Below are 24,659 nucleotides of genomic sequence, written 5' to 3'. Positions count from 1 at the left end.
CCCGCGATTGACGCGGGCTTTGTTTATCAAGACTCGTTTTACGTTACGCGGTAGATAACGCTTCCTGTTCAGGCTCGTTTTCGTAGGAGCCACATACCATGACCTGATTACGACCGTTTTGTTTCGCGCGGTATAGTTCGACATCTGCCGCAATCAGCACATCTTCTAATGTTAATTCGGCTGCACATTCGCATACGCCGATGCTGGCCGTTAACTGAATACTGTAGCCAGAAACATGAAATGTATGGTTGGCAAACTTCTTGCGCAGGTACTCGGCTATATGCACGGCTTTGTCCACGTCAACGTTGTTCAGGGTGATACAGAATTCCTCGCCACCGATGCGGTAGGCGTTATGGTTGGGCAGTAAATCCCGTAGCAGGTTGGCCGCCTGAATTAACACTTTGTCGCCTGTGTTATGACCGTACTGGTCGTTCACTTTTTTGAAGTAATCCAGATCGAGAATAAGAACAGATAAGGACGTGTTGCTTAAAACCTTACGCTGATTCTCAAAATGGTGGAGTAGGGCATGACGATTAAAAATGCCTGTCAATGCATCGCGTGCTGCCATACGTTCTAAAGACTGCTCTGAGAATTTACGACGCACTTCGTAGATGTGGGACAAAATCCATAAGCTGAGATACACCCCGCTCAGGTTCATGAGCATGCGATAGTCTATTACGTGATTGACCTGATGGATTTTGAGTGAAATCACCAAGGTTTGAATCAGCAACACGCAGCCGGTACTCAGTAACCCATAACGTCGACCTAATAAAAGATAATTGATTACCGGGAATAAACAGGTCCATACGACCAGAGCGGATGAAAACACGCTAATGTATGTACCGACGGCAACAATCAGTACCAGAAAGTAAATGTAGGCCACCGACACTGCAATACGCACCTTACCTTGTCTGGCACGCCAATAGACATAAACAGAAACCAGAAAATAAGCGAATTCAAGCCCACTCAGTAAGTAAGACTGATTAAAGTACGCATTAAACAACGCGAAAAAGAGAGAGACCGATGCAAGAAATGCGCTCAGGCACGACAGCACGGCGGCTCGTAGCTCGTGAGAAGGGTTAAAAACGTCTGATTCCATGACGAATTATCCTTAGCGCCTGGTGATTGTGGGATGGTATGAATATTCCTCCATACTAATGAAACCGAATTCATTATCAATTTTGATGTTTGAATAAGTGATCTTGATATCGCTTTTAAGTATCCATGTAAATGCTGTTAAACCTGTCATTAAATAGTGACATCGGTTAAGCGCCTGAGATTAAAATGGATAAACTTTCAACAAAGTGGTGATATGTCGGCCAAACAGTTCAAATTACTGGAAATTACGCTTGCACCTTTAAATAACAGTCGTTAATATCCTCCTCGTTCTCAGGGAATGCGTCCGTAGCTCAGTTGGTTAGAGCACCACCTTGACATGGTGGGGGTCGGTAGTTCGAGTCTACTCGGACGCACCATTCCTGATAACGATCAATATATTTTGCGTCTGTAGCTCAGTTGGTTAGAGCACCACCTTGACATGGTGGGGGTCGGTGGTTCGAGTCCACTCAGACGCACCAAATTCCAAAACAAAGCCCGCTTATACAGCGGGCTTTGTTGTATTTGGACTTTTCATTACAGGGTAAATCAGGCCTAAGTAACGGTTTGCTTCGAATTGTCGATACGAAAAAAATCCGGGCAGATGCCCGGATTTGAATTAGCCAAATGATGTTGTTATTTTTATTTGCTGCTTAACGCATGATCATCTGTTCACGGCCAGGGCCAACAGACACCATTTTCACTGGCACACCCATCAGTTCTTCAATGCGCAGTACGTATTTTTGTGCCGCAACTGGTAGGTCTTCAAATTTACGACAAGCAGTGATGTCTTCGCTCCAGCTTTCCATCTGTTCGTAAACCGGAGACAGGGCTGCCGTTTGAGGCCAGATTGGGTTTTCGCTGTGTTCGCCACCATAAGCCACACAGATTTTCAGATCTTTCAGCCCGGTCAGGCAATCGACCTTAGTCAGCGCAATTTCTGTGGCGGCTTGAAGTTCAACACCGTTCTTGGTCGCAACAGCATCAAAATACCCCATGTCACGAGGTCGACCGGTCGTTGCTCCAAACTCATTCGCCGCTTCGCGGAACGCGTCTTGTTCTTCCATCGCCGTGATCAGAGTACCAGTACCAACGGAAGAGCTGAATGCTTTCGCAACTGCAATCACTCGCTCCGGACGCAGAGCCGGTAGGCCACTGCCGATCCCTGCGTACATGGAAACCACGTTAGATGATGTCGTCCAAGGGTATTCGCCATACGTCAGGTCACGTCCAGCACCCAACTGAGCTTCAAATAGCAGATTTTGGTTGTCTTGTTGCAGTGCTTTCAACGGTATGCTGACATTACAGATAGCATCGCGCCAAGGTGCGGATACGTCCAGTAACCACTGAGCCATCTCTTCTGCTGTTTGTTCAAATTGAAAGTCTGGGTACAGGGCGCGCATTTGCGGCAGTTTCCAGTCGAGCATAAATTGCAAACGTTCGGTCAGGACTTCGGGCTGTTTTAGCCAGCCCACCAGAATGCCTTTCTTCATAACGCGATCGCCGTACGCCGGAGCAATACCCTGGCGGGTTGAGCCATAGGCACGATCCGCCAGACGCTGTTCTTCCAGCGTGTCTTCCATAGCATGCAGCGGGAGACACAAGGTAGCGCGGTCTGAAATGCTCAGATTGATTTTTACGCCTGCAGACTCAACTTCTTCCAGCTCTTTCGACAGTGATTCAGGGCTGATGACCATACCAGGACCGAGTACGGCCAGACAATCGGGATTAAATACGCCGCTTGGCAGTTGGTGTAGTTTGAACGTACCAAGGTCGTTCACCACGGTGTGACCAGCATTGTTGCCTCCTTGGAAGCGAATGCTTGCCGAAGCCTGTTCAGCCAGAAAATCCACGATGCGGCCTTTGCCTTCATCACCCCAGTTAGCACCAACAACAACGATAGACGACATAAGTAATCCTCCAAAAATTAGACGGTCAAATCTTATGCCTCTCGATGTGATAAGAGAAATTAATTATACTGATTAACCCAATAAGAATTTCATATCAACAGAGGGCGGATCATGTTGGACCTGAATTGGCTCAGAACCTTTGTCACATTGGCTGAAGTGAAACACTTTGGCAAAACGGCCACGATACTGCACATGACGCAGCCTAATGTCAGCCTCCATATCAAACAATTGGAAGGAGCAACCCGGGCAAAACTAATAGAGCGAAATCCGGTGCAATTGACGCAAGCGGGTATTCGGTTATTGGACACAGCTCAGAATATGTTGAAAGCGTTGCAAATATGTCAGTCGGACCTCAATGCCATCAACGAACTGACTCAGGGAACACTGTCGATTGCAGCCAGTGACATTGTTTCCCGGTTGCTGCTGATTCACCCATTCCAGAAATTTAAACAGCAGTATCCGGGGATTGATCTGACTCTGTTTAACACAACGTCATCGCAAGCGGTTGATTTAGTTAAGAGTGCACGGGCCGATGTCGGCTTTGTTATCGCTCAGAAGGAAAGCCAGCCACTGCATTTCACGCCGCTAATGCAGATTCAGTGGTGTGCATTTGGAGACAATATCCTCGAGTGGCACGGGGAGGGGGATGAGCTGCCGACTCTCATTTTATTAGGGCACGATACCCGAACCCGAGAGTTGATTGATGCTTCGTTACCTGCGCTGAGGTTACCGCGTCACAGAGTGATGGAGGTAGGCAGTGTCGAGGCGCAAATCGACTGGGCGGAAGCTGGGTTTGGTACAGCGATTGTGCCGGACTTTTCGTTGTACTCTAAGCTCAGCTTGTCCCGTTCGGTTACGCCGTTGCCGGGTTTTCCTGCCACCAACTTTGGGTATATCGTGCGGCAGAATCAGGTGTTATCGAAAGCGGTAAAACAGTTATTGACGTGGGTCGCCAGAGAGTGCGAATAAAAAGGCCGGGCAATGAGCCCGGCTTTTTCGTTATTCAAACATCAGGATGATATAGACAAAGAATAGGATCAGGTGTGTGGCACCATTGAGTGAGTTGGTCCGACCGCTGCTGAAGCTGACGCTGGCCATCAGTAGCGTAATGGCCAATAAAACCATTTCAGCCGGAGCCAACCCTAGGTGGATAGGCTCATTCATCACCGAAGAAATCAACAGCACCGCGGGTACGGTGAGAGAAATCGTGGCCAGCACCGAACCGAAGAACAGATTCATAGCACGCTGCAATTGGTTACTCAAGGCTGCCTTAACAGCCCCCACGCCTTCAGGAGCCAGAATCAACAGGGCAATCACCAGGCCACCGAGCGCAGGAGGGGCACCAAAACGGCTGATGGTGTCGTCGATAGGCACAGCCAGGCTTTTTGCCAGTAAGATCACCACCAACAGATACGCAATCAGAAGAATTGAATGATAAAGGTTGGAGCCCATCGGGCCGTGGAACTCGTGTTCATCCTGGTGGTCGCCATCAATGAAAAAATGTGTATGGCTGCGAGTCTGAATAAACAAAAATACGGCATATAATGCCACGGAAGCAAAAACCAGCACGGCTGTCATGTTGGTGGTCAAAGAGCCCTGATCATCTGAGGAGGTAAAACTCGGCATGACAAGACACAGCAAAGCCAATGGGATGATCGCAACCAGGTAAGCTTTTAACCCGTCAATATTGTATGACTGAGTATGGTATTTCAAACCACCGATCAGCAGCGTCAGACCCACCAAGCCGTTCAGAACCGCCATGATTACGGCGAACATCGTATCCCGTGCCATAACGGGGTTCGCATCGCCCGTGAGCATGACCGAAGAAATCATCACCACTTCGAGCGAAATCACCGAAAGTGTCAGGATCAAGGTGCCATATGGGTCACCGAGCTTGATCGCCAGTGCATCCGAATGGCGTACTACAGCAAAGATGGCGGTTAATACGATCGCGAACAGAATGATGGTTGTCAAAATACCCGTGGCTGTGCTGAGCCCACTGCTGAGTAGAGATTCACCGCCTAATTTAAAGAATGCAACAGCGATGATACCGAGAAACAGAATAAATTCGTCGGTAAGGAATTTGATCATTGAGGGAATCCTCTGGTTATGAGTTTTACGCGAGCCAACCGACATAAAAGGCGGCCACTATGTGCATAAGGTTAAGTATGACGTTTCTGGTGAGACAGAAAAAGCGTCATTCATAACTTTCAGCAATATTTTTTTCGTAAATATAAGAAATTACGTGTTTAGCTGAAGGTTTTGCTCATAGGGTATTCGTGTGCGTAAAACAGATTGCCATCTTTCCAACCGGCTATACGGATTCGTGACGACGATACTTTACCAAGCCAGTGATGGCGAAACTCGCACAATGGGATCGTTTGTCTGGCCAATCGGTAGATGGAGGCCGACTGAAATTCGTTCACGAGTTGATAAGCAGGAACACTGCCGCAAGTGGCAGTGCCATCTGCCGAGCTCAGCGAGTAGTGACCCAGCCATCGAAACAGTGGCGGCACGGATGATCGTGTCAGTGTGCTTTCTTCGTCAGGTTGCTCAGCGTGAGCGTCAAAAAAGAGTGCATCAGGCTCTTGTGCAGTAGCACACAAGCCTGTATCGAAGGCTTGAACACGCGACAAATCATCGGCCAAAAAGGACGACGCGCTTGCCAGTTGGGCAAACAGTGAGATCAGCAGTAAGAGACTCAGTCGAAGGATGTGATGGCGCAATTTGTGTGATCTGTGTCGTATTTTGTTGGGCCTATTATATCGGCGAATGTCGACGGGGAAATGGATAATTGTCGTCGTTCTGTTACAAACTATTACTTGGTCTCACGAGGTGAGAAAGTTTCTCTCCATAAGCGAGGAGACACGGATATTTTTTGTCTTTTTATCGTTTTGTTCGGCAGAAGTGTCGAGCGTATAACAAATGAAAACTCATTTTTGTACAAGATGTTACAAACAAACTAGAGTGTTATCGACAAAACCTCCGTACGACAGGGAATGGAATATGCAGAATAAATGCAAGACGGTGTTACATGGCAATAAGCGCATTTCACCGGCTGAGATGTTCGAAAGAATGGCTGAGTGGTGCCGCGAAAATAATGTTGAACACGACATCTACGGGCAAGGGGAGTTGATCCAGGCGTTTGAACAAAAGGTGGCTGATTTACTTGGGTTTGAAGCAGGGTTGTTCGTGATCACGGGAACCATGACTCAGCCGACAGCGTTACAGATTGCTTGTCAGGAGAAGCAATGTGCCAATGTTGCGATGCACCCGACCAGTCATGTTTATTTGCACGAACGTCAGGGCTATCAACTGCAACAACGTTTCAACGTATTGCCGGTCGGAGAACCTTACCAGCCATGGACTGTCGAGCATCTGGAAGCCATTACCGATCCGTTGGCTGCCGTACTGTATGAGTTACCAATGCGCGAAATCGGTGGTCAATTACCTGAATTTGAACACTTACAAGCTGTAAAAGACTACTGCGCAAACCATAACTTCCATCTGCATATGGATGGGGCCAGAGTGTGGGAAGCGGCGGCGTGGTATCAAAAAAGTTATCAGGAAGTTGCGCAAGGTTTCCACTCTGCGTACGTGTCTATGTACAAAGGTGTGAACGGATTAGGCGGTGCAATGCTTTTGGGTGACAAATCCTTTATCCGTCAGGCTGATACTTGGATGAAGCGACAAGGTGGGAATGTTTGGCATCGGACGCCTTACGTCGTGGCAGCGATGATGCAGTTTGATGAGCGGATTGCTGCGATGCCCGCTCTGTTTGAGCGCACGAAGCAGTTGTACACACAATTTGGAGAGTTTCCGCTGTTTACGCTCAATCCGACAGCGCCACAGTCCAATATGCTTCACATCTATTTGCCTTTGAGTGAGTCGCAAGCCAAAGTATTAAGAGATGAACTGGCTGAGGAGCACAGTATCTGGATAGGGAATCCACAACAAGCAGCGTTGCCAGAGCAGAGTTTTCTGGAATGGTATGTCGGAGACTTGCTGCTCAATATGGAAGATGAGTTGTTGCATCAAACATTGCGGACGATACATAGCGCGATAGCAGCGAAATTAACTCCGTAGGAGAGTCGGAGATGTTGATGCTACAAACCGATCGTTTGTTGTTACGACCTGTGCAGCGAGAAGACATGGACGTATACCGCCAGATCCTGTCGTGCCCCCAATTGACGCGGTTTCTGCCCAAAGGAAAGCCCTATACGGAATCAGAAATCAGTCAGCATGTCGTGAACCGGGTTGATCATTGGCGACGCCATGAGTTTGGAAGTTTTGTGATTTTGGATAATACGGACGCGCAGCGTAAACTTGGTTATGTCGGGGTTGAAGAAAGTCCTCAACCTGGTTGTTTTGATATTCGTTATGCTTTGGTTCGTGATGCGTTAGGGCTGGGGTTAGCCCTGGAGGCCGCTCAGTCGGTTGTACAGTTTATTTTTTCTCATAACAAACTTAAGCGAATCTACGGTGTCTCGCTGGTCGACAACCAGCCTTCCTTAGCCGTGTTACGAAAATTGGCCATGAAACCTGCCCGGAACGTCGACCTTTATGGCGATCGAAGTTTGATCACCTTGGTACTAGAGCAACCGGAGAGATAAGTGAAGAGGTGGAAACGATGAGTTATATCGCAACAGCTTTAGTGTTATTCGTCGCGCTGGAACACGCCTACATTCTGATTTTGGAGATGTTTCTCTGGCAGTCACCCAAAACACGTAAAGTGTTTGCGACCAGTGAAGAATTTGCAGCATCCACCAAAGTGCTGGCCGCCAATCAGGGGCTGTACAACGGCTTTCTCTGTGCGGGTTTGATTTGGGGACTTACGTATCCGGATACCGAAGTCGGCACCAGCATTCAGATGTTTTTCCTATCTTGCGTTATTTGCGCTGCCATATTTGGAGGTTTGAGCGCAAATACTAGAATATTATTCGTTCAAGGAGGGCCTGCTGTCCTGGCCGTATTGGCAATTATGTTTAGTTAATCACGTGATAATGGTGACTCAACTCATATTTCCGAGGTGCGAATAACAATAATTTTCAAACAACATTGTAGCTGTTGCATAATTTCGTTAGTCTGCTCACTCTTTCAATTCCCCCTAACACAGCGCTTGCCTTAGTCACGCAGCGCTGTGTTTCTTTCCTGCACAAGGATGTGTTAAGGATTGAAAGCCCACTTGAGGGCATTCCTTCTGCTTCTTTTATACGAGTTGCCTGAATAACATCACACCGAAGCAAAACGCTTTGTATACATGGAGTGTACCTAATCATGGCGTTTACCCGTGTCTTACGTTGCGGACAAAGCGGCTTGGCTAATGCTGACAAACTCCCATCCTAAGTATGAGTAAGGAAATGACTGACATCGTTCTGGACAAGGCGGTAAACAGCTCTCTGTACAGATAATGGATCCCAGGCGAAAAAATCAACTTTATTTTAGTGCGCTTGTTTCCATTTTTTTACTGTCAATTCACTTGATAGTCGATAGGTTGATCCTAGCTTATTTAGTGCTATCGCTATAGATTCAGGTGCATTCCGATGACATACAAATACGTCAACTCTCCTTACGATGTTGTGTACAAAATCATACCGCCGCTCGATACATCATTGGGCCATCAGGATGTGCCTGCTGAAGAGCTTGAGATGCGTGAAATCCTTGAACAGTGGTACTTCGAAGGTCTTCTCCCGGTACTCAACAACCACAACCAGGCAAGTGAGCTGCGATTACACCGTCGGCTAAAGAAATTCAACCGCATAGTGATGCTATTGTTAAAAAATGACTTCTACGGCTCGGCCGCGAAACGGATCGTGTCGCAATGGCCTGAAGAAAGTTTAAGTACCCGCTATATTCGTTATTTAATCGAACAAAGCGAAGTCAATATCCCCGCTTATTACACCCGCCACTAAAACTGAAATGACAGCCCCAACGTAAACAAGTTCACATCTTCTTGAGACGAACTTGTCGGTGGCGCAGTAAACGACCCATTTCTGTTTACCCGCTTTGCATCGATATATTGCCATTCGGCGTTCACCGCCAAATGCTGATTCAACGTATAGCGTAACCCGAGTAAATAAGATTCGCTGTCGCGGTCCCGGCGTTGTTGTGAGTAGGTTACATAGGGTGTCAGGCTCTGCCAGTGATAATCGAGGCTCACGTACCAATTCGCATATAAATCTCGACTTAACAAGCCTTCTGAGAGAAGCCGTACTGGCCCCCAAAACTGTTCAATCCCGACGGAGAAAATGTCAAAGGTCTCTTTGGATTGTTCTGTTACCGTCTGATCGCTTGAGGGGATTGTCATTATGGCCGTTTGCTTCGCTTCAGATCTGAGGTAGGACGCGTTGACCGTGCTGTCATCAAAATAAAATTGAAGCGACAATCCCGCTGTGTAATCAGAATCCAACTTAAGTTGACCACCCACGACCCCAAAGGTCCCCTGATCTGGCAGCCCATAATGCGCAGTAACAGAGGTGGTGACTTGATCGCTTAACCAACCGTTCCAAGTAAAGCTAATGCCATCGTAAGAGGTAATACCTAATGTGGCGTCATATACATCCTGTGGTGGCCGGAACCAAGGATATGCGTAGGAAACGTAGTAGTATTCCGACATCAAAAACAAAGGTAACCTCAGACGACCAGCCTTTATGGTCAATGCATTGACTTCATAGGCTGCATAAACCCACTCCCATTCAGGATCAGAATAATGATCCTGGGGACGTTTCGCGAGTTGGAATGACGTTCTGAGCGCCGGAGATATCCGCCAGTCAAGCTGTAGCCCTAGGGTTGAATCACAGTCATAGCACCAGTCATCCGTAATTTCGCGATTACGAAACAAAGGCGTGGTGTTGTCTGATTTAGCGGCAGAAACACTGCCAAATCCGCCGAGTATCACAGTGTCGCTGAGTGGGTGAGCCGCTAAAACGCAGGGAGAGAACAGCAGTGCCACGAGGCTGGAGATGTTTTTCATAGCGTCACTCCAATTCTAATGTGTACAGCACATTAAGGGATTCTGGGACAACAGCAAAATCAAAATAGGCAATGCCATTGGGATGGTTGAACAACCAGCTGAGAACCGCCTGTTCGCTGTACTCAGATAGCTGAATCGGAGGCTGTACTTTGCCTGAAAAGGCCAGGCTGGCCCACTGGGTGTACATTTGAGTAGGTGATTTCCTCAATAGTTGTCGGTAAAAATGTATTCGTGTCGGGGAGTCCACCGGGAGATCGCAAAGAACCACTTTTTGGTTCTGTACTCGGGTGACTTTGCCACGATAAAGCATCTTCGTTTGATGTTTAGTCAGCTCTGGCCACTGTGTATTAGCAGACACTACGTAGATTGGCTTTGCCTCGGTCGCCATGGAGCAAAGTATTCCGAGTGAAAGAAGCAGTATTTTTAACCACAACATCTGGTTGATCATCAACTTATACATCACTGGACGGATCAAAACAGTTCGACTTCGCCTTCGTGCATGTCTGACTGCAATGTGGAACCATGTTTGTCTACTGACGAGCGTTGCTTTAATTCACTTAGTTGATGGATCAATGTGTCGGTATCGGATTGGCCTTGCAGGTACTGTTCGACGAAAGTTCGAGAATGGTTTAACTGCGCCAGACTCAACGCTATGTGTTCGTTTTGCTGCGATACGATGTCGGAAAACTGCAGGGAACGCACGCCGACGTTAACCAGTTCATTGACGCGTTTCGCGTTATGTTGCAATTGCTCGACTTGTTCATCGACCTGGGCATAGACGGATTCAACACCTTTGAGCATGGTGTCGACTTGTGTTTTTGATTCTTCAGCGGCTGAGATGTCAATCGCTGCCATTTCCTGGATGATTTCGCTCACATCACTAATGGTTTTCTGCGCAGTGGTGACTTGGCTCTGTATCTGATTGTTCAAAGAGCCCGCCTGATTAGAGAGGTTTCGTACCTCCTGCGCCACCACATCAAATCCGCGGCCTGCTTCTCCCGCTCGAGCCGCTTCTATTGCGGCATTTAGTGCCAGTAGGTTAGTTTGATCGGAAAGATCCCTGACTTGCTCAATGAGCCGGAACATCCCTGATAACTGTACTGACATGGTCTCCATGGATTGGCAGGCCATCTTACTCTGAGAGCGAATTTCTTCCAGGCTATGAACATAGCTGGCAATCACTTTTTCTGTCTGGGGGGCGACATTGCTCAGACTGAACTCTTGATTGTTGTCATTCAGCAATTTTCGCGTCAGTTCGGTGGCGCATGCGGTTTGCTGTTCACATGCTTGCTGCATATCAATAAAGCTTTGATTGAGATTTAACGAAGAATCCTGGATGACACTTAACTGATTGGTCAGGGAAGTGGACGCCTGAGTCAGGTCGTCGTTTGTGGCGTCATACACGGCTTGAAGTACCTGTTTTGTTGAAGCATCGTCTACGGTCATCACTGGCTCGTTACTGCGTTCGACGCGTATGACTAACCAACTGGACGCCATGATTCCAGTGATGATAACGGGAATGAAATACGCTGAATATTGAGTCAACCCTGCGTTTAGAACCAGCAAAACGATCACTGCCAGGTTCAATATCAGTACAGGCCGAAGATAGGAAGCTCTATCCATAGCACTTCTCCATAATTGTTTTCGGTATTTGTTGTAAAGGAAGAACTTCATGATGCGCGTTGAGTTCATAAGCGACTTTTGGCATTCCCCAGACAGTCGAGCTACGTTCATCCTGAACCAGGTTATAACTGTTTCGCTGTTTTAAGTTCAGCATGCCCTGGGCTCCGTCGTTGCCCATGCCAGTCAGCAAAATAGCTAATGTTTTCAAGCGAGGGAAACGTGCGATGGAATCAAACATGACGTCAACGGATGGCTTGTGCCGATTCACTTTTTCGCCGTCATCCAGTTGTGAAAATAACTGGCCACCGCGAAATTCAACGCCCAAATGCTGATTACCAGGGGCAACATAGATATGGCCAGGTTTTAGCATCAAGCCGGAATCTGTGACTTCAATAGAGTTCAGACTCGTTACTTGTTTGAGACGTTTGGCAAACGCAGCACTGAAGGCTGGATTGATGTGCTGGGTAATGACGATTGGTGGCAAGTTATTGGGCAGTTGAGACAGGATATAGCGTATGGCTTCTGTGCCACCGGTTGACGCGCCAATGGCGATTAATTGCACTTGGCTTGCGTGACTGGATTTTTTCATCGGTGACTGAGCGGCGTCATGCAGGTTACCGCTGATGTTTGCCCGGGCCGCTGTAATCACCTTTTCAATCACCAATTGGCGATAATTCATTAATTCACTGAGAATTTCTTGGGTCGGTTTAGGGAAGTAGTCCACAGCCCCTAACTCAAGAGCTTCTAACGTAACTTGCTGACCATGTTGGGTCAGCGACGAAATCATCACCACCGGAAGCGGATGGAGACGCATCAGATTTTTCAGAAACTGCAGGCCATTCATGCGAGGCATTTCTATGTCCAGTGTTATCACATCGGGTTTGTGTTTTTTTATCTGCTCACGAGCCTGATACGGATCTTCCGCCGTTGCTACGACTTCGAGGCGTTTATCGGAATTAATGATTTCACTTAGCAGTGAACGAAATAGGGCAGAATCATCAACGACAATAACTTTAAACACTTTCATCAGAATAACTCCACACGTTGTTGAGCAGCTTCTGTCACCAGTTCAGTATCAAGTTGCTGTTGATAATAACGTTCAAGTGCAACCGTTTGTTGCAGCAGTTCCATATCGATTTTCTTGATCAGTGCGCGACCTGTTTGAGGATCAAACACCAGTCGCCGGGCAACGCGTCCCCCAAGGTCGCGATTAATGACGGTTAATTGCTCAGTGTCGACAAACTCGCTGATGAAGGCTTTATTGCGCTCTCCTACACAATACCCGTTGCTACTGAACGTGCCGCCTCCAAACAATTTAAAAACCAAATCAGACTTCAAAGAGCCCATCTTGAGCATGCTGTTTATTAACAACTCCATCGCGTGCAAGCCATAACGTGATTCCACAGAGAGTTGCTCAGAGCGTTGCCAATGATCGACATGGGCGCAGTTTGGCAATAGAAAATGATTCAACCCACCAAAACGCAACCGGCTGTCCCAGACACAAACGCTGACACAAGAGCCCAGCCCGGTGAGGATCAGTTCGTTTTGCTTACTGCAATAAATTTCGCCTGGTGCGATCTTGACCACTTCTTTGCCAAACTCCGGACTGTAAAAGCGGGTGAACCCATCGCTGCCAGTGGACTGGCTGAAATGACCAGAGTGATAGCCAATAACTGAATCCATCAATCCTCACGTTTTCTGAAAATGGTCATGCCCTTGTGTTCGAATAGATGACTCAATTCGCCTAAACCTTCGGAGTGACCGATAATGAGGTATCCGCCTGGTTTCAGTTGGTCATAGAAGCGCTGAATCAGACTCTTCTGCGTTTGTTTGTCAAAGTAGATCATGACATTCCGGCACATGATGAGGTCAAGCTCTGCCTGGATAGGCCAAGGGCGTTGCAGATTGAGCTGATTGAAAACCACTTGCTGTGCGACTTCCGGTTTGACCTGGATATGACCGAGATTCTCGCCCCGACCTTTACGAAAGCAGCTTTTCAGATAACTCTCAGGGATAGAGTCCAGCGCTGACTCGCAATACACACCACGTTTTGCTCTCTCTAACACGTTGGTATCAAGGTCAGTCGCCAATATCCGAGCATCCTGAAATGACGCCGACGAGCCTTTTGAGCGCAAGTACACAATGAATAGGTGAATCAGGCAGGCCAGGGAATAGGGCTCTTCACCAGTAGAGCAGCCTGCTGACCAAATCCGTGTCTTGGGTTGTTGTGCCCACTTTGCCAACAAGTGCTGCTTGATAAAATCAAAATGATGTTGCTCACGGAAAAAGTGGGTTTTGTTGGTGGTCAGGGCATTGATGAGTTTTTCTTTTTCATCCTCAGATTGGCGCATTTTGCGCAGGTACGCAGCAACCGATTGGCAGCCACAGTAACGGAGGCGTTTAACCACACGGCCATACACCATTTGCCGTTTAATCGGTGATAAAGAGATCCCCGTCTCCTGATATAGGAATTGACGAATATAGTCGAAATCCTGATTTGTAAAGGAAAACTCGGTTTGCGGCTCCGTCGTAGTTGGTTTATTTGGAGAGCGCTTTTGCTCTCCAATCGGAGCCAGATCAATCTGCGCCATTAGAACTCTTCCCACTCGTCACCGTTAGACACACGGCTTTTGGCTTGTAAACTCTGCTTTTGTGCAGCCGGTACCGACGAGAGGCTGATGGTTTCGGCCGTCATGGGCACTGAACTGAGATTATTATCGGTGGCAAAGAAATTCATCAGTTTCAAAAGTTCGCCGGCTTCGTCTTTGAGCGACTGGCTTGCTGCGGATGCCTCTTCCACTAGTGCGGCGTTTTGCTGCGTCATTTCGTCCATCGTAACAATGGCTTTACTGATCTCTTCGATGCCGGTCGATTGCTCTTGGCTTGCCTGATTGATTTTGCTGATCAAATCGGTGACTTCAGTCACTGACGCGACAATCTCGTTTAACGTTTCACCCGATTCGTCTACCAGTCGAGTACCTTCTGATACTTTGTCTACGCTGTCTTTGATGAGCGCTTTGATCTCTTTGGCGGCACCAGCTGAGCGTTGGGCCAAATTGCGAACTTCACCAGCCACAACCGCAAACCCTTTACCTTGCTCTCCGGCGCGTGCAGCTTCGACTGCCGCGTTGAGCGCCAGCAGGTTGGTTTGGAATGCGATTTCATCAATCACACCGATAATGTCAGAGATCTTCTTGCTGGCATCGTTAATCTCAGCCATAGCAGACACTGCCTGACCGACAACTTGCCCCCCCTTGGTGGCCTTGCTGGTGGCATCGATAGCGAGATGATTCGCTCCCTCTGCGCTTTCTGCGTTCTGGCGAACGGTGGCCGTCATCTGTTCCATACTGGCTGCCGTCTCTTCGAGGCTGGAGGCCTGTGCCTCAGTTCGTTGACTCAAATCGTTGTTACCATCAGCAATTTCTGTGGATGCCGTTGCGACTCGGGCGGAAGAGGCGGTGATTTTCTCAACCATGTTTCGCAAGTTCTGAATTGATGCATTCACTGAGTTTGCGAGCTCTGCAAATTCACCTTGCATGTCATCGGACATGGTTTGCTTGAGGTCGCCGTCGGCGACTTTGGACATCACATCAATACACTGGCGGATAGGGTTCACGACGGCGTCTAATAGCCCGTTGACGCCTTCGCTTAACTGAGCCATGAAGCCTGAGTATTGGCTGCTGTCGATCCGAGACGCCAGCTCACCGCAAGAAGCATTGGCAATCAGTTTTTCGATTTGCTGCTGACCATCAACTTGTTCGGTGATATCAACCCACTGCAGCGCAGGGCCGATAAAGTTACCGGCAGGATCGCGCATGGCAATGCAAGTCAGAGTGAATTTCAGATCTCCAACAGTGATGTTGGAAGTAAATGGCAACCGATCCGGATTTGAGATAATTGAACGTTGATGCTCGGGACGTTTGTGGAATATATCAATGCTCTGTCCCACCAATTTATCCACCGCGAATCCCGGAAAGATCTCAGCTAACTGACTTTCCCGGCTCTTAAGCAGTTTGTGCAGTGACGGATTAAGGTAGGTGATGTTTCCATCCAGGTCAGACATCATTAGATTGGTTGTCATACCATCTACCGCGGAAGCCAGACGGCCGATTTCCAGTTCTTTTTTGCGCTCTTCTGTTACATTACGCCATTCGAGCGTCGAGCCTATGTATTCGCCGCTGCCGTTTACGATTGCCGCAACGTTAAGCTCTATTTTGATCTCGCCAACGGTAATATCGGTTGAAAATGGCAGATTGGAGGGATCGGCCAATAAACGACGTTGATGCTCAGGCTGTTTGTGGAACTGGTCGATACAACGACCGAGCAACCAGTTTTCTTCGGCAGTGAAATCGGGCCAGAATTTGCGGAATTCGGGCTGACACTCTTTAAACAGTTCCAGTGTCTGGCGGTTTACGTAAGTAATGATGAGATCACGGTCCACCATTACCATCGCTGTCTGAGCCTGATCGACAGAAGCTTGGAGCGTCGCGATTTCGTTTTCTTTCCGGCGTTCTTCGGTAACATCACGCCACTCAAGCGTCGATCCTATGTGTTGGCGGCTTTCGTCAAGCACCGCACCAACATTGAGTTCAATGATCAACTTACCGATGCGTATGTCTGTACGAAAGGGGAGGTTATTGGGATTCGACAAAATTGCGCGTTGATGAGAGGGGTCTTTGTGGAACTCATCAATACAACGACCGATCAGAAAGTCATAGCTCGCTTCAAAACCTGGCCAGACGGAACGGAATTCGGCTTCACATTGTTTGAGCAATTCGACGGAGGTTTCATTAACATAGTTAATCACGAGGTCACGATCGACCATCATCAACGCGGTCTGCGCGCTGTTCAGGGCAGAGGAGACTCGGTTCAGTTCCTGAGATTGTTGCTCCAGTTGCTGTTGGAGCTGTGCGTAGTCTTTTTTGACTTGTTCTAATTCACGGCTGTTAAAGAAACCCATTGCTGTATCCTCTAGCTGATTTTGTCGCTCAAGACTTGATCTAATTCCTGCAGATCAAAAAATTTTTCTAGTTTTACTAAGATGATGTGTTTGTTATTGATATTCGCGATGCCCTTAATGTAACGATATCTGGGGTGCTCACCGCCCAACGGTGGCGGTTGCACTTGTTCCTGAGTCAGTGGATAAACGTCTGCGACGGCATCGACGATAATGCCTAAACTGCTGCTGTTGAATTTGAGTAAAATCACCACCGTTAAATCGGAGATTTGACTGGGTTCGAAGCCGAATTTCTGCCGCAGGTCGATGATAGGGATGTACTCCCCGCGGAGCTCTAAGACTCCCAGTATGTAGCTGGGTGAGTTAGGCAATGCTCTAATGTGAGTCCAGCCTCGCACTTCTCTAACATCCAAGATATCAATCGCATACTCTTCCTCCTCAATCACAAAAGAGAGGTACTCTTTACTGTCATTGATCACAGAATCCCTCCTCGCTTTCTTCAGTCAGGTCCATTAGTGGACGTGTGCTGAGTATGGTTGCAAGCCCGTTTTTCTGACGAGTTATCCCTTCGATAAACCGTGATAGCGATGTAACACGCTGCAAAGGGGTGATCTCGTGCGCCATACACGTAATAACATCGGCAACACCATCCACCACGACGCCCACATGCTTTGTATCACCCTGTGAATTGGTGCCTTTGAGGACGATAATGACGGTGGTTGGCTGGTAGTCAGGCCGGATACGATGGAAGCGAATTCGCAAATCGAAAATCGGCACGATCATCCCGCGCAAATTGATAACGCCCATCACGAAATCTGCACTGTTCGGAATCAAAGTCGGAGTCTGCCAGACTCGAATCTCTTCAATGTCGCAAATATTAATGCCATACAACTCTTCGCCAATTAAGAAGCCGAGAAATTCGCGATAGGTTGTGCTCTGTGTATCGTCTGAACTGTTGTGGCTTATTTGTTGAGTATCGGTTAGCTCTCGCATGACACCCCCTCAATCACATGTGGTGCTTCATGCTCTGTCACTGACGACTTCATGCTGGTTGAAATCAAACTTTGAATGTCCAGAATCAGGGACACGGAACCGTCACCGAGTATGGTTGCACCAGAAATGCCATGCACTTTGCGAAAGTTGGATTCGAGAGATTTAATGACAACTTGCTGCTGGCCAAGCAAATCATCGAGTAACAGGCCGACTTTTTGTCCATTAGCTTCAACAAAGCACAATAAGCCGTCTTCGATTCGCTTGTTGGAACTCAGGCCAAATTCATGGTGTAACCGGACAATAGGCAAATTTTGATCCCGTAGCTGATACAGTTCCTGGCCGCCGGCTGCGATATTAATTTTTCCTTGTTCCACTTGAATGGATTCCACAATTGAAATCAAAGGAATCACGTAAATTTGCCCGCAGACGTTGACCAACTGACCATCAAGAATGGAGAGTGTGAGTGGAAGTGTTATCGTGAAACGGCTTCCGGCATCGATGTAAGATTCTACAGCGATAGCACCGCCGAGAGACTCGATGTTCTTTTTCACTACATCCATACCAACCCCGCGACCAGACAAATCTGAAACGACATCAGCAGTGGAAAAACCGGGCATAAAAATAAGCTGGAAAATCTGGTCGTCGCTCATTTCGTGTCGTTGGGTATGCGGGGGTAATAAGCCTTTGTTAATTGCTTTGTCGAAAATTACCGAGGGGTTAATGCCTGCGCCATCATCCTGAATTTCGATCACGACATTGCCGCCCTGATGACTGGCTTTTAATGCCACACGACCTTGCGGACTTTTGCCTTTCTGCTTTCTTGCGTCGGGCGTTTCAACGCCATGGTCGACGGCATTACGGATCAGATGCACCAATGGGTCGGTAATTTTTTCCAGCACAGTTTTATCCAGCTCGGTGTTTTCACCTTCAATATCCAGTTGGATCTCTTTGCCGAGTTTGGGCGCCAGATCGCGAATCAAACGCGGGAAGCGGTTAAAGGCAAAGCTGACCGGAAGCATTCGTATGTTGAGTACGCTGTCTTGAATTTCACGCGTATTTTGCAGTAGCTGTTCGATACCGCTTTGCAACGGCTCAAGCTTACTCATGTCAAAGTCATGAGAGAGTTCGTTGATCATTGACTGGGTGATGACCAGCTCTCCGACCAGGTTAATAAGGTGGTCGACTTTTTCGATATCCACACGAATCGAAAAACCACTGCGCGGGCTCTGCGGAGCAGAAGGTTTGGAGACTTGTTGTGTTTCGGTAGTGGTGACTTCAATATGTTCTTCGTCTTGTGTGTGGCCGTGCAAAATGCGTTTGATACTGAGATCACATTCATCTTCGACCCACTCGAACACTTCTTTTATATCGGATTCGCTTACGCTCTCGTCAAGCTTAATTATCCAGGAAAGGAAACAAGACTGAGGTTCGAGCTGTGCGAAATCAGGGACTTCATTTATCTGACAGATGACGTTGCTTTCACTCGCGAGGCTGGTGAGCTCCTTTATAATTCGGGCCGGATCGTTACCGGAAAAAAACAGATCTTCATGAGGGGCGAAGTGTATTTCCCATTCACCGTGCTCTTGCAGTTCAGTGTTCTGCTTTTGAAGTTCACGGTTTTCGTCGCCGTCAAGCGTGCCCAGCGACTCACTTTTCAGCAGTGATTGAAGCTCTAGAGTCAGCTGGGCCATGTTTGAGAGATCAATTTCGGTGTCTGATTCGTAATTCGAAAGCATTTGTTCAGTGAAATCATTTGCTTTTAGCAGCAGATCAATACTGCCGCGATCAAGCTGCCGCTTTTCGTTGCGAGCTTCATCTAACAGTGTTTCTACCAAATGTGTGAAGTCACTGATGTAGTGGTAATCAAAAGTCCCCGCACCGCCTTTTATCGAATGGGCGGCGCGAAATATAGTGTTGATTGTTTCTGCATCCGGGCTTTCACAGTCGAAAGCCAGTAGCTCTTGTTCAATAAGCTGGAGATTGTCGCGACACTCTTCTTGGAAAATGCCGCGTAATTGGTCCATGTCCAATGCCATACCACCACCTTACTCAAACCACGCGTTGAATGGTTTTAATCAACGTCTCGGGGTTGAAAGGTTTGACGATCCAACCGGTTGCGCCTGCCTGTTTGCCCTTAGACTTTTTCTCTGCACTGGTCTCTGTAGTTAGCATCAGAATCGGGATAAATTTGTGAATAGCCTGGCTTCTGACTTGTTTGACAAATTCCAAGCCGTCCATGTTGGGCATATTGATATCTGAAATGATGATGTCGTACTTAGCCTGTTTTGATTTGCTTAGCGCATCCACACCATCAACCGCTGTTGTGACTTCGTGACCTGCATCCTGCAGAGTATGGCTGACCATCTGACGAATAGATTGTGAATCGTCCACAGCAAGAATTTTCATATCGAGTTCCTTTTGATAATCAAAAACAATTCTGTTTACTGGAAGAGAGTTGAATCCAACCCCAGCAATTTAGCGACTGTGCTTAACTCGTCTGATGGGCTTTTCCAATGAACTTCTGTTCCTTGTTGTTTCAAACCAAGTACATACGAGAGCAGTAACTGCATACCCGCTGTATCCACTTTGCACACTTCACTGGCGTCTAACTCCACCGCTTCCCCTTGAGTCAGCGATGTGGTGAGTTGCGCTTTAACTTGTTCAATATTGGCGATGTTTACTTCGCTTTGAAGGGTATAGTGCATAGGCCACCTCTGTTTTTTAGCAGTATAGGATGCGATTTTTTGTTTCAACTTTTTTATTAATGTTTTTCTTGATAACTGAGATAGATAGCGTCAATTTGATGTGTTGTATTTGCAAAAAACACAACCTCACGCTTTATTTGGATGTTTACAGAACAGAAACCAATACTTTGGTATAAAACGTGTCCATATACCTCGCATCTTTTGCCTATCGATAAAATTAATCGTTGAAAATACACCGTGTTTTCCTAACTTGCTTGTTGCATACCGAAGAATAAGGCTAGGGTAGGTACAGCATGGCGCAGATGGGTCAGTACCCGAATTCAACACAAGCATTGTGGTCCGTCGATTTAGAGAGTAAACAGGTCCTCGTTCACGATGCTTTGCACGAACGGACGCTGATCAAAAGCGGTGCGTTGCGTGACGTTTTAAAACCTATGTCAAAACGTACGCGGCGTAGTTTTTATGACTTTCTTAAAATCTGTATCGCTCAGGACAAAATGTATGTCACAAGTATTCTTTACAGCACCAAAGGTCTGCTATCAAAGGTGATACGAGTTTCGGGGTCGAAAGTCGCTGACGACGTTATTTCTGGCAATTTAGAAGTCATCTCCGAACTGCCCAAAATGATGCACACCTACCGATCAATAGACAGCATTCTGGATGATGACCGAAAGTCGGTGGTCATTGTTGATGAAGATTTCGATGTGTTGTTTGTTAACCAAACCTTTTTGAACTGTTTTGGACTGAGTGCTTCTCAATGTATCGGTAAACCTCTGACGGACAGCAGCTCAGGGATGGCAAACGAGGTATTTTTGCAACGTCTGAAAGCCGCCCTCAAACACTCGGATCGATGGGTGGGGCGCATCGAGAATCAGACTCGCCAAGGCGAGTTTATGATGCAGGAACTTGATGTTAAGCGCGTTTCTATGAGCAGTATCCATTCGGTATTAATTGTGCGTTTCTTTAACTTGGAAGGTATACACAATGAGCTTGGCAATGTTGAACCAGACTTTACCATGCAAGATATCGCCATCCCGGATGAACACGAATTCAGACGTCTAGCAAGTGAGTATGTATTAGACAATCAATACTATGTCTGTTTATGTATCCGACCCGATTTCAGTCAAATGTCGCGAGAAATGATGTCGAGTCGTTTGGCGATTGGCTTAAAAAACATCCCACAAGATTTGCTGTTGGGATATGCGCCAGGTGGGGTGTTTTATCTTTTATTCGACGTTCATCTCAATAATTTGAAGGAAGCGAGTGGGTTATCACGTTCAATACGCACTTTCAAACGAGCGCTAAAGCGATGTATTGACGACAGTGTTTATCGTGATGTGCGCAATGGTCATTTTGGTGTGGATATTTTTGGCCTGGATGAAACGCCAATAGAGAAAATCATTTCGCATGCTGAAAAAGCAATGGTGACACATGATCGGCGTGTGACTAACGTAAATTTTTACGATGAGCAACTTTACCGGCGAGCAATATATGTCAGGAACCTGGAACAAACGGTTATTGAAGCGATTCGGGCTCGTAGTTTGAAAGTGCATTATCAACCCATTGTGAACCTGAAAACGGGCCGGATTGATAAAGTAGAAGCGCTGTGTCGATTCGAAGAGATGAAAGGGGACTACAGCATTCAGGAGCTGATTCGAACTGCGGAAGAGTTAGGTTTGGTTCATACACTGGACAAGATCATTACTGAAAAAGCAGTCAAGGAGTTCTCGGAGTTCTACTTAAAAAGCACAGAACCGATTGAATTAAGCGTGAATTGTTCTCTGGCAGATCAGGAACATGGCCTAAATTATCTGGCAGATTTACATCGGCTCATCGAGCTAAAACGAGAAAAGGGCATGCCAGTTACGATCGAGATTACCGAGAGTGCTTATTTTGACGGTTCTTTGGGGAATTCGGAATTGATTAATACGATCCGCCGATCAGGCATTCATATAGCGGTGGACGATTTTGGTACTGGCAGTTCCTCCTTTGCCTACTTTAATGACTTTTCTTTTGATGTATTGAAAATTGATCGTAAGTTTATTTCTGAGCTGCATCTGATCAAGCAGAAATTCTATGCCGTAAAAATGCTGACTGAATTATCGCATGCGTTGGGTATTAAAGTTGTCGCAGAAGGTGTTGAGAGTAAAGAAGAATTAGACCTGTTGCGCACGATTGATGTTGATTATGTACAGGGGTTCTACTTTTGTCGTCCAGTCGGAAAGGAATCGCTAATCGCTGTTAACGATGTCAATGAACTCTTGATTCATCGTGCTGACTAGGACTTTCGTTGTATTTTAAATTTTTTTTAACGAAATTTTTGTCTGCTCCTGAGTGAGGTAGATTTAATTTTATTCGACTAATTAACTCCATGGCAGTATAACTGCCCGTAAAATAAGGGAAATTGGTTTGTGTTGATAAAAATACTGATGTAAGTACTTATAATTAGAAGAGCTATTAGACCAAAAATATAATTTTATGGGTTTGCACAGTTAATTCCTTGGTTCTAAACTACACATTGAGTTGAAGTGATGATTATTTCATATTCACTCAACGAAAGTACTAATTACGATTAGATTGCAAAGCCTGAAAGGAAGAGGGATTTGCGACAACAATGTTTAGTTGGACTGGAGTTGATTATGTACAATGGACGTGCTTTGAACAAACCAGGGGCGGAGACGCTCACTGGGGTTGCTCATGAAGTTGAATCTCCACAAGATCCTTACGCTAAATACATCAACGATATCGTTGGTGTCGATCTGCTTTCCCCAGAGCAAGAGGTGCACTACGCAAGACTGGCCAGACAAGGTGAGCGCTCAGCCAGAGATGTTCTCATCGAGTCGAACTTGCGACTGGTTGTCAAAATTGCTCGTAAATATACCCGCCGAGGAAACCACAGCCATGGATTGCTGGATCTGATTGAAGAAGGCAACATTGGCTTGATGAAAGCTATCGACAAGTTTGATCCTGAACTGGGTTACCGCTTTTCGACTTACGCAGTTTGGTGGATTCGAGAAAGTATTGAATCATCTCTGATGAACAACTCAAGAACGGTCCGTCTGCCTATTCACGTGCAAAAAGAGATATTTAAACTCTCTCGTGATGCAAAAGAAGTGGGACTCGAGCTTCGCCGTGATCCCTCGGTCACCGAACTGGCACAGAAAACCAATCGCTCAGTCGAGCAAGTGAGCGAACTGATCGACCTGAGTGGTTTTATTGAATCGAGCGCGAGTGTTTCAACCTTTGATTCTCCCGCATTTACCCTCGAACAATATCAAGATGAAGTGACGGCAGAACCACATAATACGTGCCAACAAACGGCACTGATGTCTGGCTTAGAAAAGCACGTCGACAGCTTACCCGATAAACACCGTACTATCGTGATCCATCGTTACGGTTTGTTTGGTCAGGAAGTCAAAACTTTGGACTGGCTGGGTAATGAGTTCGGTCTGTCAAAAGAGCGGGTGCGACAACTCCAGGCTGAAGCAATAAGAAAGCTGCGCAACAAACTCAGTTTTGATGGTTGGATGGATTGATTTGTGACTAATCAAAGCCCCTTATGGGGCTTTGGTGCATCAATGTCGCCCATAAGCCTGCAATGCTAAGGCTTGATCCAGTAAGAATTCCAGATGGTTTTTCGCAGGGCTTCTGGCAGGCCAGTTAGACAAGATACGTTTCAAAGCGGCTTGGTAGACCTGGCTTCTCAACACCAGCATTATCGTGTTGTCATGGTGGTCGAGCAGTTGTTTTTGAATGTCAAGATACTCATCTTTTGCTTCAATATCGATTTTTTGAAGCTGTTGAAGGGGATAGAATCCTTCTTCATACCAACAGTTTAGAATATCGCGCATTTCTAACTCTTCGTCCGGGACGTCAAACACGCGAAAATTGTGACCGGATGGTACTGGCGTACAGTACGTTTCATCTAACTTATCATTGACGAATTTATACACTTTTACCTCCACCAGTCACTCAACTTAAGTACTAGATTTATAATTCTTAATATCAGTATAAATTCTGGAATATAAATAAACTGTATTAAATGTGAGACTGAAACTTTTAAACACGTAATCAGTTCGTTTATATAGGCTTACGAGCCTATTTTTAAGCTGGTTTAAATTTTTTAAATATCCATAGGTTTTTTTAATCGGAACGATAAGCCTTTTTTGTGTTTCTTCGAACGCTAGTTTAATACTAACTTAATGTTATTAATAGAAATAGTTTCAGTGACTTGTATACTAATAGCCGACTGTTGAGGCGCGCTAATGAGTCACATGCGATATTGAAGATTACGTGTGGTTTGGCAGGCAAAACAGGAAAGATGTGATAGCCAACCCATTGCTTATTAAGCTTGCGATGTTTGATACCGAGGTTTTTGTAAGTAAATATTGGTTAGTCACCAG

General features: G+C 46.6%; 24 protein-coding genes and 2 tRNA genes. 9 read left to right on the top strand and 17 right to left on the bottom strand.

What is annotated here, in order from left to right; translation table 11 throughout:
* Positions 1 to 43: 43 nt before the first annotated feature.
* Positions 44 to 1,099: a GGDEF domain-containing protein gene (locus tag VPR01S_RS00740; RefSeq protein ID WP_021703367.1), complete on the bottom strand. Its 1,056-nt coding sequence runs from the start codon at positions 1,097 to 1,099 to the stop codon at positions 44 to 46.
* A 299-nt stretch (positions 1,100 to 1,398) separates the two neighbouring features.
* Here VPR01S_RS00740 and VPR01S_RS00735 point away from each other — a divergent pair.
* Both VPR01S_RS00735 and VPR01S_RS00730 read left to right on the top strand, forming a co-directional pair.
* Positions 1,399 to 1,475, top strand: a tRNA-Val gene (locus tag VPR01S_RS00735).
* Between the two features lie 25 nt (positions 1,476 to 1,500).
* Positions 1,501 to 1,577 (top strand) — tRNA-Val (locus tag VPR01S_RS00730).
* Between the two features lie 171 nt (positions 1,578 to 1,748).
* On the opposite strand, the gene VPR01S_RS00725 is transcribed toward VPR01S_RS00730, so the two are convergent.
* The gene (locus tag VPR01S_RS00725) at positions 1,749 to 3,005 is read right to left on the bottom strand and encodes an adenylosuccinate synthase (RefSeq protein ID WP_021703366.1); all 1,257 of its coding nucleotides are present in this window, start codon (positions 3,003 to 3,005) and stop codon (positions 1,749 to 1,751) included.
* Between the two features lie 111 nt (positions 3,006 to 3,116).
* On the opposite strand from VPR01S_RS00725, the gene VPR01S_RS00720 reads away from it, so the two are divergent.
* Positions 3,117 to 3,974, top strand: a complete 858-nt coding sequence (locus VPR01S_RS00720; protein ID WP_021703365.1) for a LysR family transcriptional regulator — start codon at positions 3,117 to 3,119, stop codon at positions 3,972 to 3,974.
* 30 nt (positions 3,975 to 4,004) lie between these two features.
* On the opposite strand, the gene VPR01S_RS00715 is transcribed toward VPR01S_RS00720, so the two are convergent.
* Both VPR01S_RS00715 and VPR01S_RS00710 read right to left on the bottom strand, forming a co-directional pair.
* Positions 4,005 to 5,096, bottom strand: coding sequence for a calcium:cation antiporter (locus VPR01S_RS00715; RefSeq protein WP_021703364.1), 1,092 nt, complete (start codon positions 5,094 to 5,096; stop codon positions 4,005 to 4,007).
* Between the two features lie 158 nt (positions 5,097 to 5,254).
* Positions 5,255 to 5,731, bottom strand: a complete 477-nt coding sequence (locus VPR01S_RS00710; protein WP_040902079.1) for a hypothetical protein — start codon at positions 5,729 to 5,731, stop codon at positions 5,255 to 5,257.
* A 280-nt stretch (positions 5,732 to 6,011) separates the two neighbouring features.
* On the opposite strand from VPR01S_RS00710, the gene VPR01S_RS00705 reads away from it, so the two are divergent.
* From VPR01S_RS00705 to VPR01S_RS00690, 4 genes are all read left to right on the top strand, one after another.
* Positions 6,012 to 7,091, top strand: coding sequence for a threonine aldolase family protein (locus tag VPR01S_RS00705; RefSeq protein WP_021703363.1), 1,080 nt, complete (start codon positions 6,012 to 6,014; stop codon positions 7,089 to 7,091).
* 11 nt (positions 7,092 to 7,102) lie between these two features.
* On the top strand, positions 7,103 to 7,618 hold the full coding sequence (locus VPR01S_RS00700; RefSeq protein ID WP_081693103.1) for a GNAT family N-acetyltransferase: 516 nt from the start codon (positions 7,103 to 7,105) through the stop codon (positions 7,616 to 7,618).
* Between the two features lie 17 nt (positions 7,619 to 7,635).
* Positions 7,636 to 7,998, top strand: coding sequence for a DUF1304 domain-containing protein (locus tag VPR01S_RS00695; protein WP_021703361.1), 363 nt, complete (start codon positions 7,636 to 7,638; stop codon positions 7,996 to 7,998).
* Positions 7,999 to 8,548: 550 nt separating this feature from the next.
* Positions 8,549 to 8,917 (top strand): hypothetical protein, encoded by a 369-nt coding sequence (locus tag VPR01S_RS00690; protein WP_021703360.1) that lies wholly within the window; start codon positions 8,549 to 8,551, stop codon positions 8,915 to 8,917.
* Here VPR01S_RS00690 and VPR01S_RS00685 read toward each other — a convergent pair.
* Genes VPR01S_RS00685 through VPR01S_RS00630 form a run of 12 tightly spaced genes read right to left on the bottom strand, consistent with a single transcriptional unit; the run spans position 8,914 to position 20,256 of the window.
* Entirely contained in the window at positions 8,914 to 9,978 is a 1,065-nt protein-coding gene (locus VPR01S_RS00685) for a putative outer membrane beta-barrel protein (RefSeq protein ID WP_021703359.1), read from the bottom strand. The two genes, VPR01S_RS00690 and VPR01S_RS00685, sit on opposite strands and share 4 nt — an antisense overlap.
* Positions 9,979 to 9,982: 4 nt before the next feature.
* Positions 9,983 to 10,426, bottom strand: a complete 444-nt coding sequence (locus VPR01S_RS22765; protein ID WP_162147554.1) for a hypothetical protein — start codon at positions 10,424 to 10,426, stop codon at positions 9,983 to 9,985.
* A 23-nt stretch (positions 10,427 to 10,449) separates the two neighbouring features.
* Entirely contained in the window at positions 10,450 to 11,601 is a 1,152-nt protein-coding gene (locus VPR01S_RS00675; protein WP_021703357.1) for a methyl-accepting chemotaxis protein, read from the bottom strand.
* Positions 11,594 to 12,628 (bottom strand): protein-glutamate methylesterase/protein-glutamine glutaminase, encoded by a 1,035-nt coding sequence (locus VPR01S_RS00670; protein WP_021703356.1) that lies wholly within the window; start codon positions 12,626 to 12,628, stop codon positions 11,594 to 11,596. Before VPR01S_RS00670 ends, VPR01S_RS00675 begins: the two co-directional genes overlap by 8 nt.
* On the bottom strand, positions 12,628 to 13,284 hold the full coding sequence (locus VPR01S_RS00665; protein WP_021703355.1) for a chemoreceptor glutamine deamidase CheD: 657 nt from the start codon (positions 13,282 to 13,284) through the stop codon (positions 12,628 to 12,630). Before VPR01S_RS00665 ends, VPR01S_RS00670 begins: the two co-directional genes overlap by 1 nt.
* On the bottom strand, positions 13,284 to 14,192 hold the full coding sequence (locus VPR01S_RS00660) for a CheR family methyltransferase (protein WP_021703354.1): 909 nt from the start codon (positions 14,190 to 14,192) through the stop codon (positions 13,284 to 13,286). Before VPR01S_RS00660 ends, VPR01S_RS00665 begins: the two co-directional genes overlap by 1 nt.
* Positions 14,192 to 16,561, bottom strand: coding sequence for an aerotaxis transducer Aer2 (gene aer2 / locus VPR01S_RS00655; RefSeq protein ID WP_021703353.1), 2,370 nt, complete (start codon positions 16,559 to 16,561; stop codon positions 14,192 to 14,194). Before aer2 ends, VPR01S_RS00660 begins: the two co-directional genes overlap by 1 nt.
* An 11-nt stretch (positions 16,562 to 16,572) precedes the next feature.
* On the bottom strand, positions 16,573 to 17,037 hold the full coding sequence (locus VPR01S_RS00650) for a chemotaxis protein CheW (protein WP_021703352.1): 465 nt from the start codon (positions 17,035 to 17,037) through the stop codon (positions 16,573 to 16,575).
* Positions 17,027 to 17,551: a chemotaxis protein CheW gene (locus VPR01S_RS00645; RefSeq protein WP_021703351.1), complete on the bottom strand. Its 525-nt coding sequence runs from the start codon at positions 17,549 to 17,551 to the stop codon at positions 17,027 to 17,029. Before VPR01S_RS00645 ends, VPR01S_RS00650 begins: the two co-directional genes overlap by 11 nt.
* Positions 17,539 to 19,587: a chemotaxis protein CheA gene (locus VPR01S_RS00640; RefSeq protein ID WP_021703350.1), complete on the bottom strand. Its 2,049-nt coding sequence runs from the start codon at positions 19,585 to 19,587 to the stop codon at positions 17,539 to 17,541. Before VPR01S_RS00640 ends, VPR01S_RS00645 begins: the two co-directional genes overlap by 13 nt.
* A 13-nt stretch (positions 19,588 to 19,600) precedes the next feature.
* Positions 19,601 to 19,957 (bottom strand): response regulator, encoded by a 357-nt coding sequence (locus VPR01S_RS00635; RefSeq protein WP_021703349.1) that lies wholly within the window; start codon positions 19,955 to 19,957, stop codon positions 19,601 to 19,603.
* Positions 19,958 to 19,992: 35 nt separating this feature from the next.
* Positions 19,993 to 20,256, bottom strand: a complete 264-nt coding sequence (locus VPR01S_RS00630; protein WP_021703348.1) for an STAS domain-containing protein — start codon at positions 20,254 to 20,256, stop codon at positions 19,993 to 19,995.
* A 293-nt stretch (positions 20,257 to 20,549) separates the two neighbouring features.
* Between VPR01S_RS00630 and VPR01S_RS00625 the strand changes: the two genes are divergently transcribed.
* Positions 20,550 to 22,538, top strand: coding sequence for a sensor domain-containing phosphodiesterase (locus VPR01S_RS00625; RefSeq protein ID WP_021703346.1), 1,989 nt, complete (start codon positions 20,550 to 20,552; stop codon positions 22,536 to 22,538).
* A 357-nt stretch (positions 22,539 to 22,895) separates the two neighbouring features.
* The gene (locus VPR01S_RS00620) at positions 22,896 to 23,792 is read left to right on the top strand and encodes a sigma-70 family RNA polymerase sigma factor (protein WP_021703345.1); all 897 of its coding nucleotides are present in this window, start codon (positions 22,896 to 22,898) and stop codon (positions 23,790 to 23,792) included.
* Between the two features lie 39 nt (positions 23,793 to 23,831).
* Here the strand turns inward: VPR01S_RS00620 and VPR01S_RS00615 are convergent, their stop codons facing one another.
* The gene (locus VPR01S_RS00615) at positions 23,832 to 24,209 is read right to left on the bottom strand and encodes a hypothetical protein (protein ID WP_021703344.1); all 378 of its coding nucleotides are present in this window, start codon (positions 24,207 to 24,209) and stop codon (positions 23,832 to 23,834) included.
* Between the last annotated feature and the right edge of the window lie 450 nt (positions 24,210 to 24,659).

It is taken from the genome of Vibrio proteolyticus NBRC 13287 (assembly GCF_000467125.1).
Taxonomy (GTDB): Bacteria; Pseudomonadota; Gammaproteobacteria; order Enterobacterales; family Vibrionaceae; genus Vibrio; species Vibrio proteolyticus.
The sequence above is the reverse complement of the archived record's forward strand: the minus strand, read 5'-3'. Positions and strand labels throughout refer to the sequence as shown.

Excerpts from the sequence above, each read along its gene's own strand:
- VPR01S_RS00740 (WP_021703367.1), bottom strand. The coding sequence starts at position 1,099 with ATGGAATCAGACGTTTTTAACCCTTCTCACGAGCTACGAGCCGCCGTG.
- VPR01S_RS00725 (WP_021703366.1), bottom strand. The coding sequence starts at position 3,005 with ATGTCGTCTATCGTTGTTGTTGGTGCTAACTGGGGTGATGAAGGCAAA.
- VPR01S_RS00720 (WP_021703365.1), top strand. The coding sequence starts at position 3,117 with ATGTTGGACCTGAATTGGCTCAGAACCTTTGTCACATTGGCTGAAGTG.
- VPR01S_RS00715 (WP_021703364.1), bottom strand. The coding sequence starts at position 5,096 with ATGATCAAATTCCTTACCGACGAATTTATTCTGTTTCTCGGTATCATC.
- VPR01S_RS00705 (WP_021703363.1), top strand. The coding sequence starts at position 6,012 with ATGCAGAATAAATGCAAGACGGTGTTACATGGCAATAAGCGCATTTCA.
- VPR01S_RS00700 (WP_081693103.1), top strand. The coding sequence starts at position 7,103 with ATGTTGATGCTACAAACCGATCGTTTGTTGTTACGACCTGTGCAGCGA.
- VPR01S_RS00695 (WP_021703361.1), top strand. The coding sequence starts at position 7,636 with ATGAGTTATATCGCAACAGCTTTAGTGTTATTCGTCGCGCTGGAACAC.
- VPR01S_RS00690 (WP_021703360.1), top strand. The coding sequence starts at position 8,549 with ATGACATACAAATACGTCAACTCTCCTTACGATGTTGTGTACAAAATC.
- VPR01S_RS00685 (WP_021703359.1), bottom strand. The coding sequence starts at position 9,978 with ATGAAAAACATCTCCAGCCTCGTGGCACTGCTGTTCTCTCCCTGCGTT.
- VPR01S_RS22765 (WP_162147554.1), bottom strand. The coding sequence starts at position 10,426 with ATGATCAACCAGATGTTGTGGTTAAAAATACTGCTTCTTTCACTCGGA.
- VPR01S_RS00675 (WP_021703357.1), bottom strand. The coding sequence starts at position 11,601 with ATGGATAGAGCTTCCTATCTTCGGCCTGTACTGATATTGAACCTGGCA.
- VPR01S_RS00670 (WP_021703356.1), bottom strand. The coding sequence starts at position 12,628 with ATGAAAGTGTTTAAAGTTATTGTCGTTGATGATTCTGCCCTATTTCGT.
- VPR01S_RS00665 (WP_021703355.1), bottom strand. The coding sequence starts at position 13,284 with ATGGATTCAGTTATTGGCTATCACTCTGGTCATTTCAGCCAGTCCACT.
- VPR01S_RS00660 (WP_021703354.1), bottom strand. The coding sequence starts at position 14,192 with ATGGCGCAGATTGATCTGGCTCCGATTGGAGAGCAAAAGCGCTCTCCA.
- aer2 (WP_021703353.1), bottom strand. The coding sequence starts at position 16,561 with ATGGGTTTCTTTAACAGCCGTGAATTAGAACAAGTCAAAAAAGACTAC.
- VPR01S_RS00645 (WP_021703351.1), bottom strand. The coding sequence starts at position 17,551 with ATGCGAGAGCTAACCGATACTCAACAAATAAGCCACAACAGTTCAGAC.
- VPR01S_RS00640 (WP_021703350.1), bottom strand. The coding sequence starts at position 19,587 with ATGGCATTGGACATGGACCAATTACGCGGCATTTTCCAAGAAGAGTGT.
- VPR01S_RS00635 (WP_021703349.1), bottom strand. The coding sequence starts at position 19,957 with ATGAAAATTCTTGCTGTGGACGATTCACAATCTATTCGTCAGATGGTC.
- VPR01S_RS00630 (WP_021703348.1), bottom strand. The coding sequence starts at position 20,256 with ATGCACTATACCCTTCAAAGCGAAGTAAACATCGCCAATATTGAACAA.
- VPR01S_RS00625 (WP_021703346.1), top strand. The coding sequence starts at position 20,550 with ATGGCGCAGATGGGTCAGTACCCGAATTCAACACAAGCATTGTGGTCC.
- VPR01S_RS00620 (WP_021703345.1), top strand. The coding sequence starts at position 22,896 with ATGTACAATGGACGTGCTTTGAACAAACCAGGGGCGGAGACGCTCACT.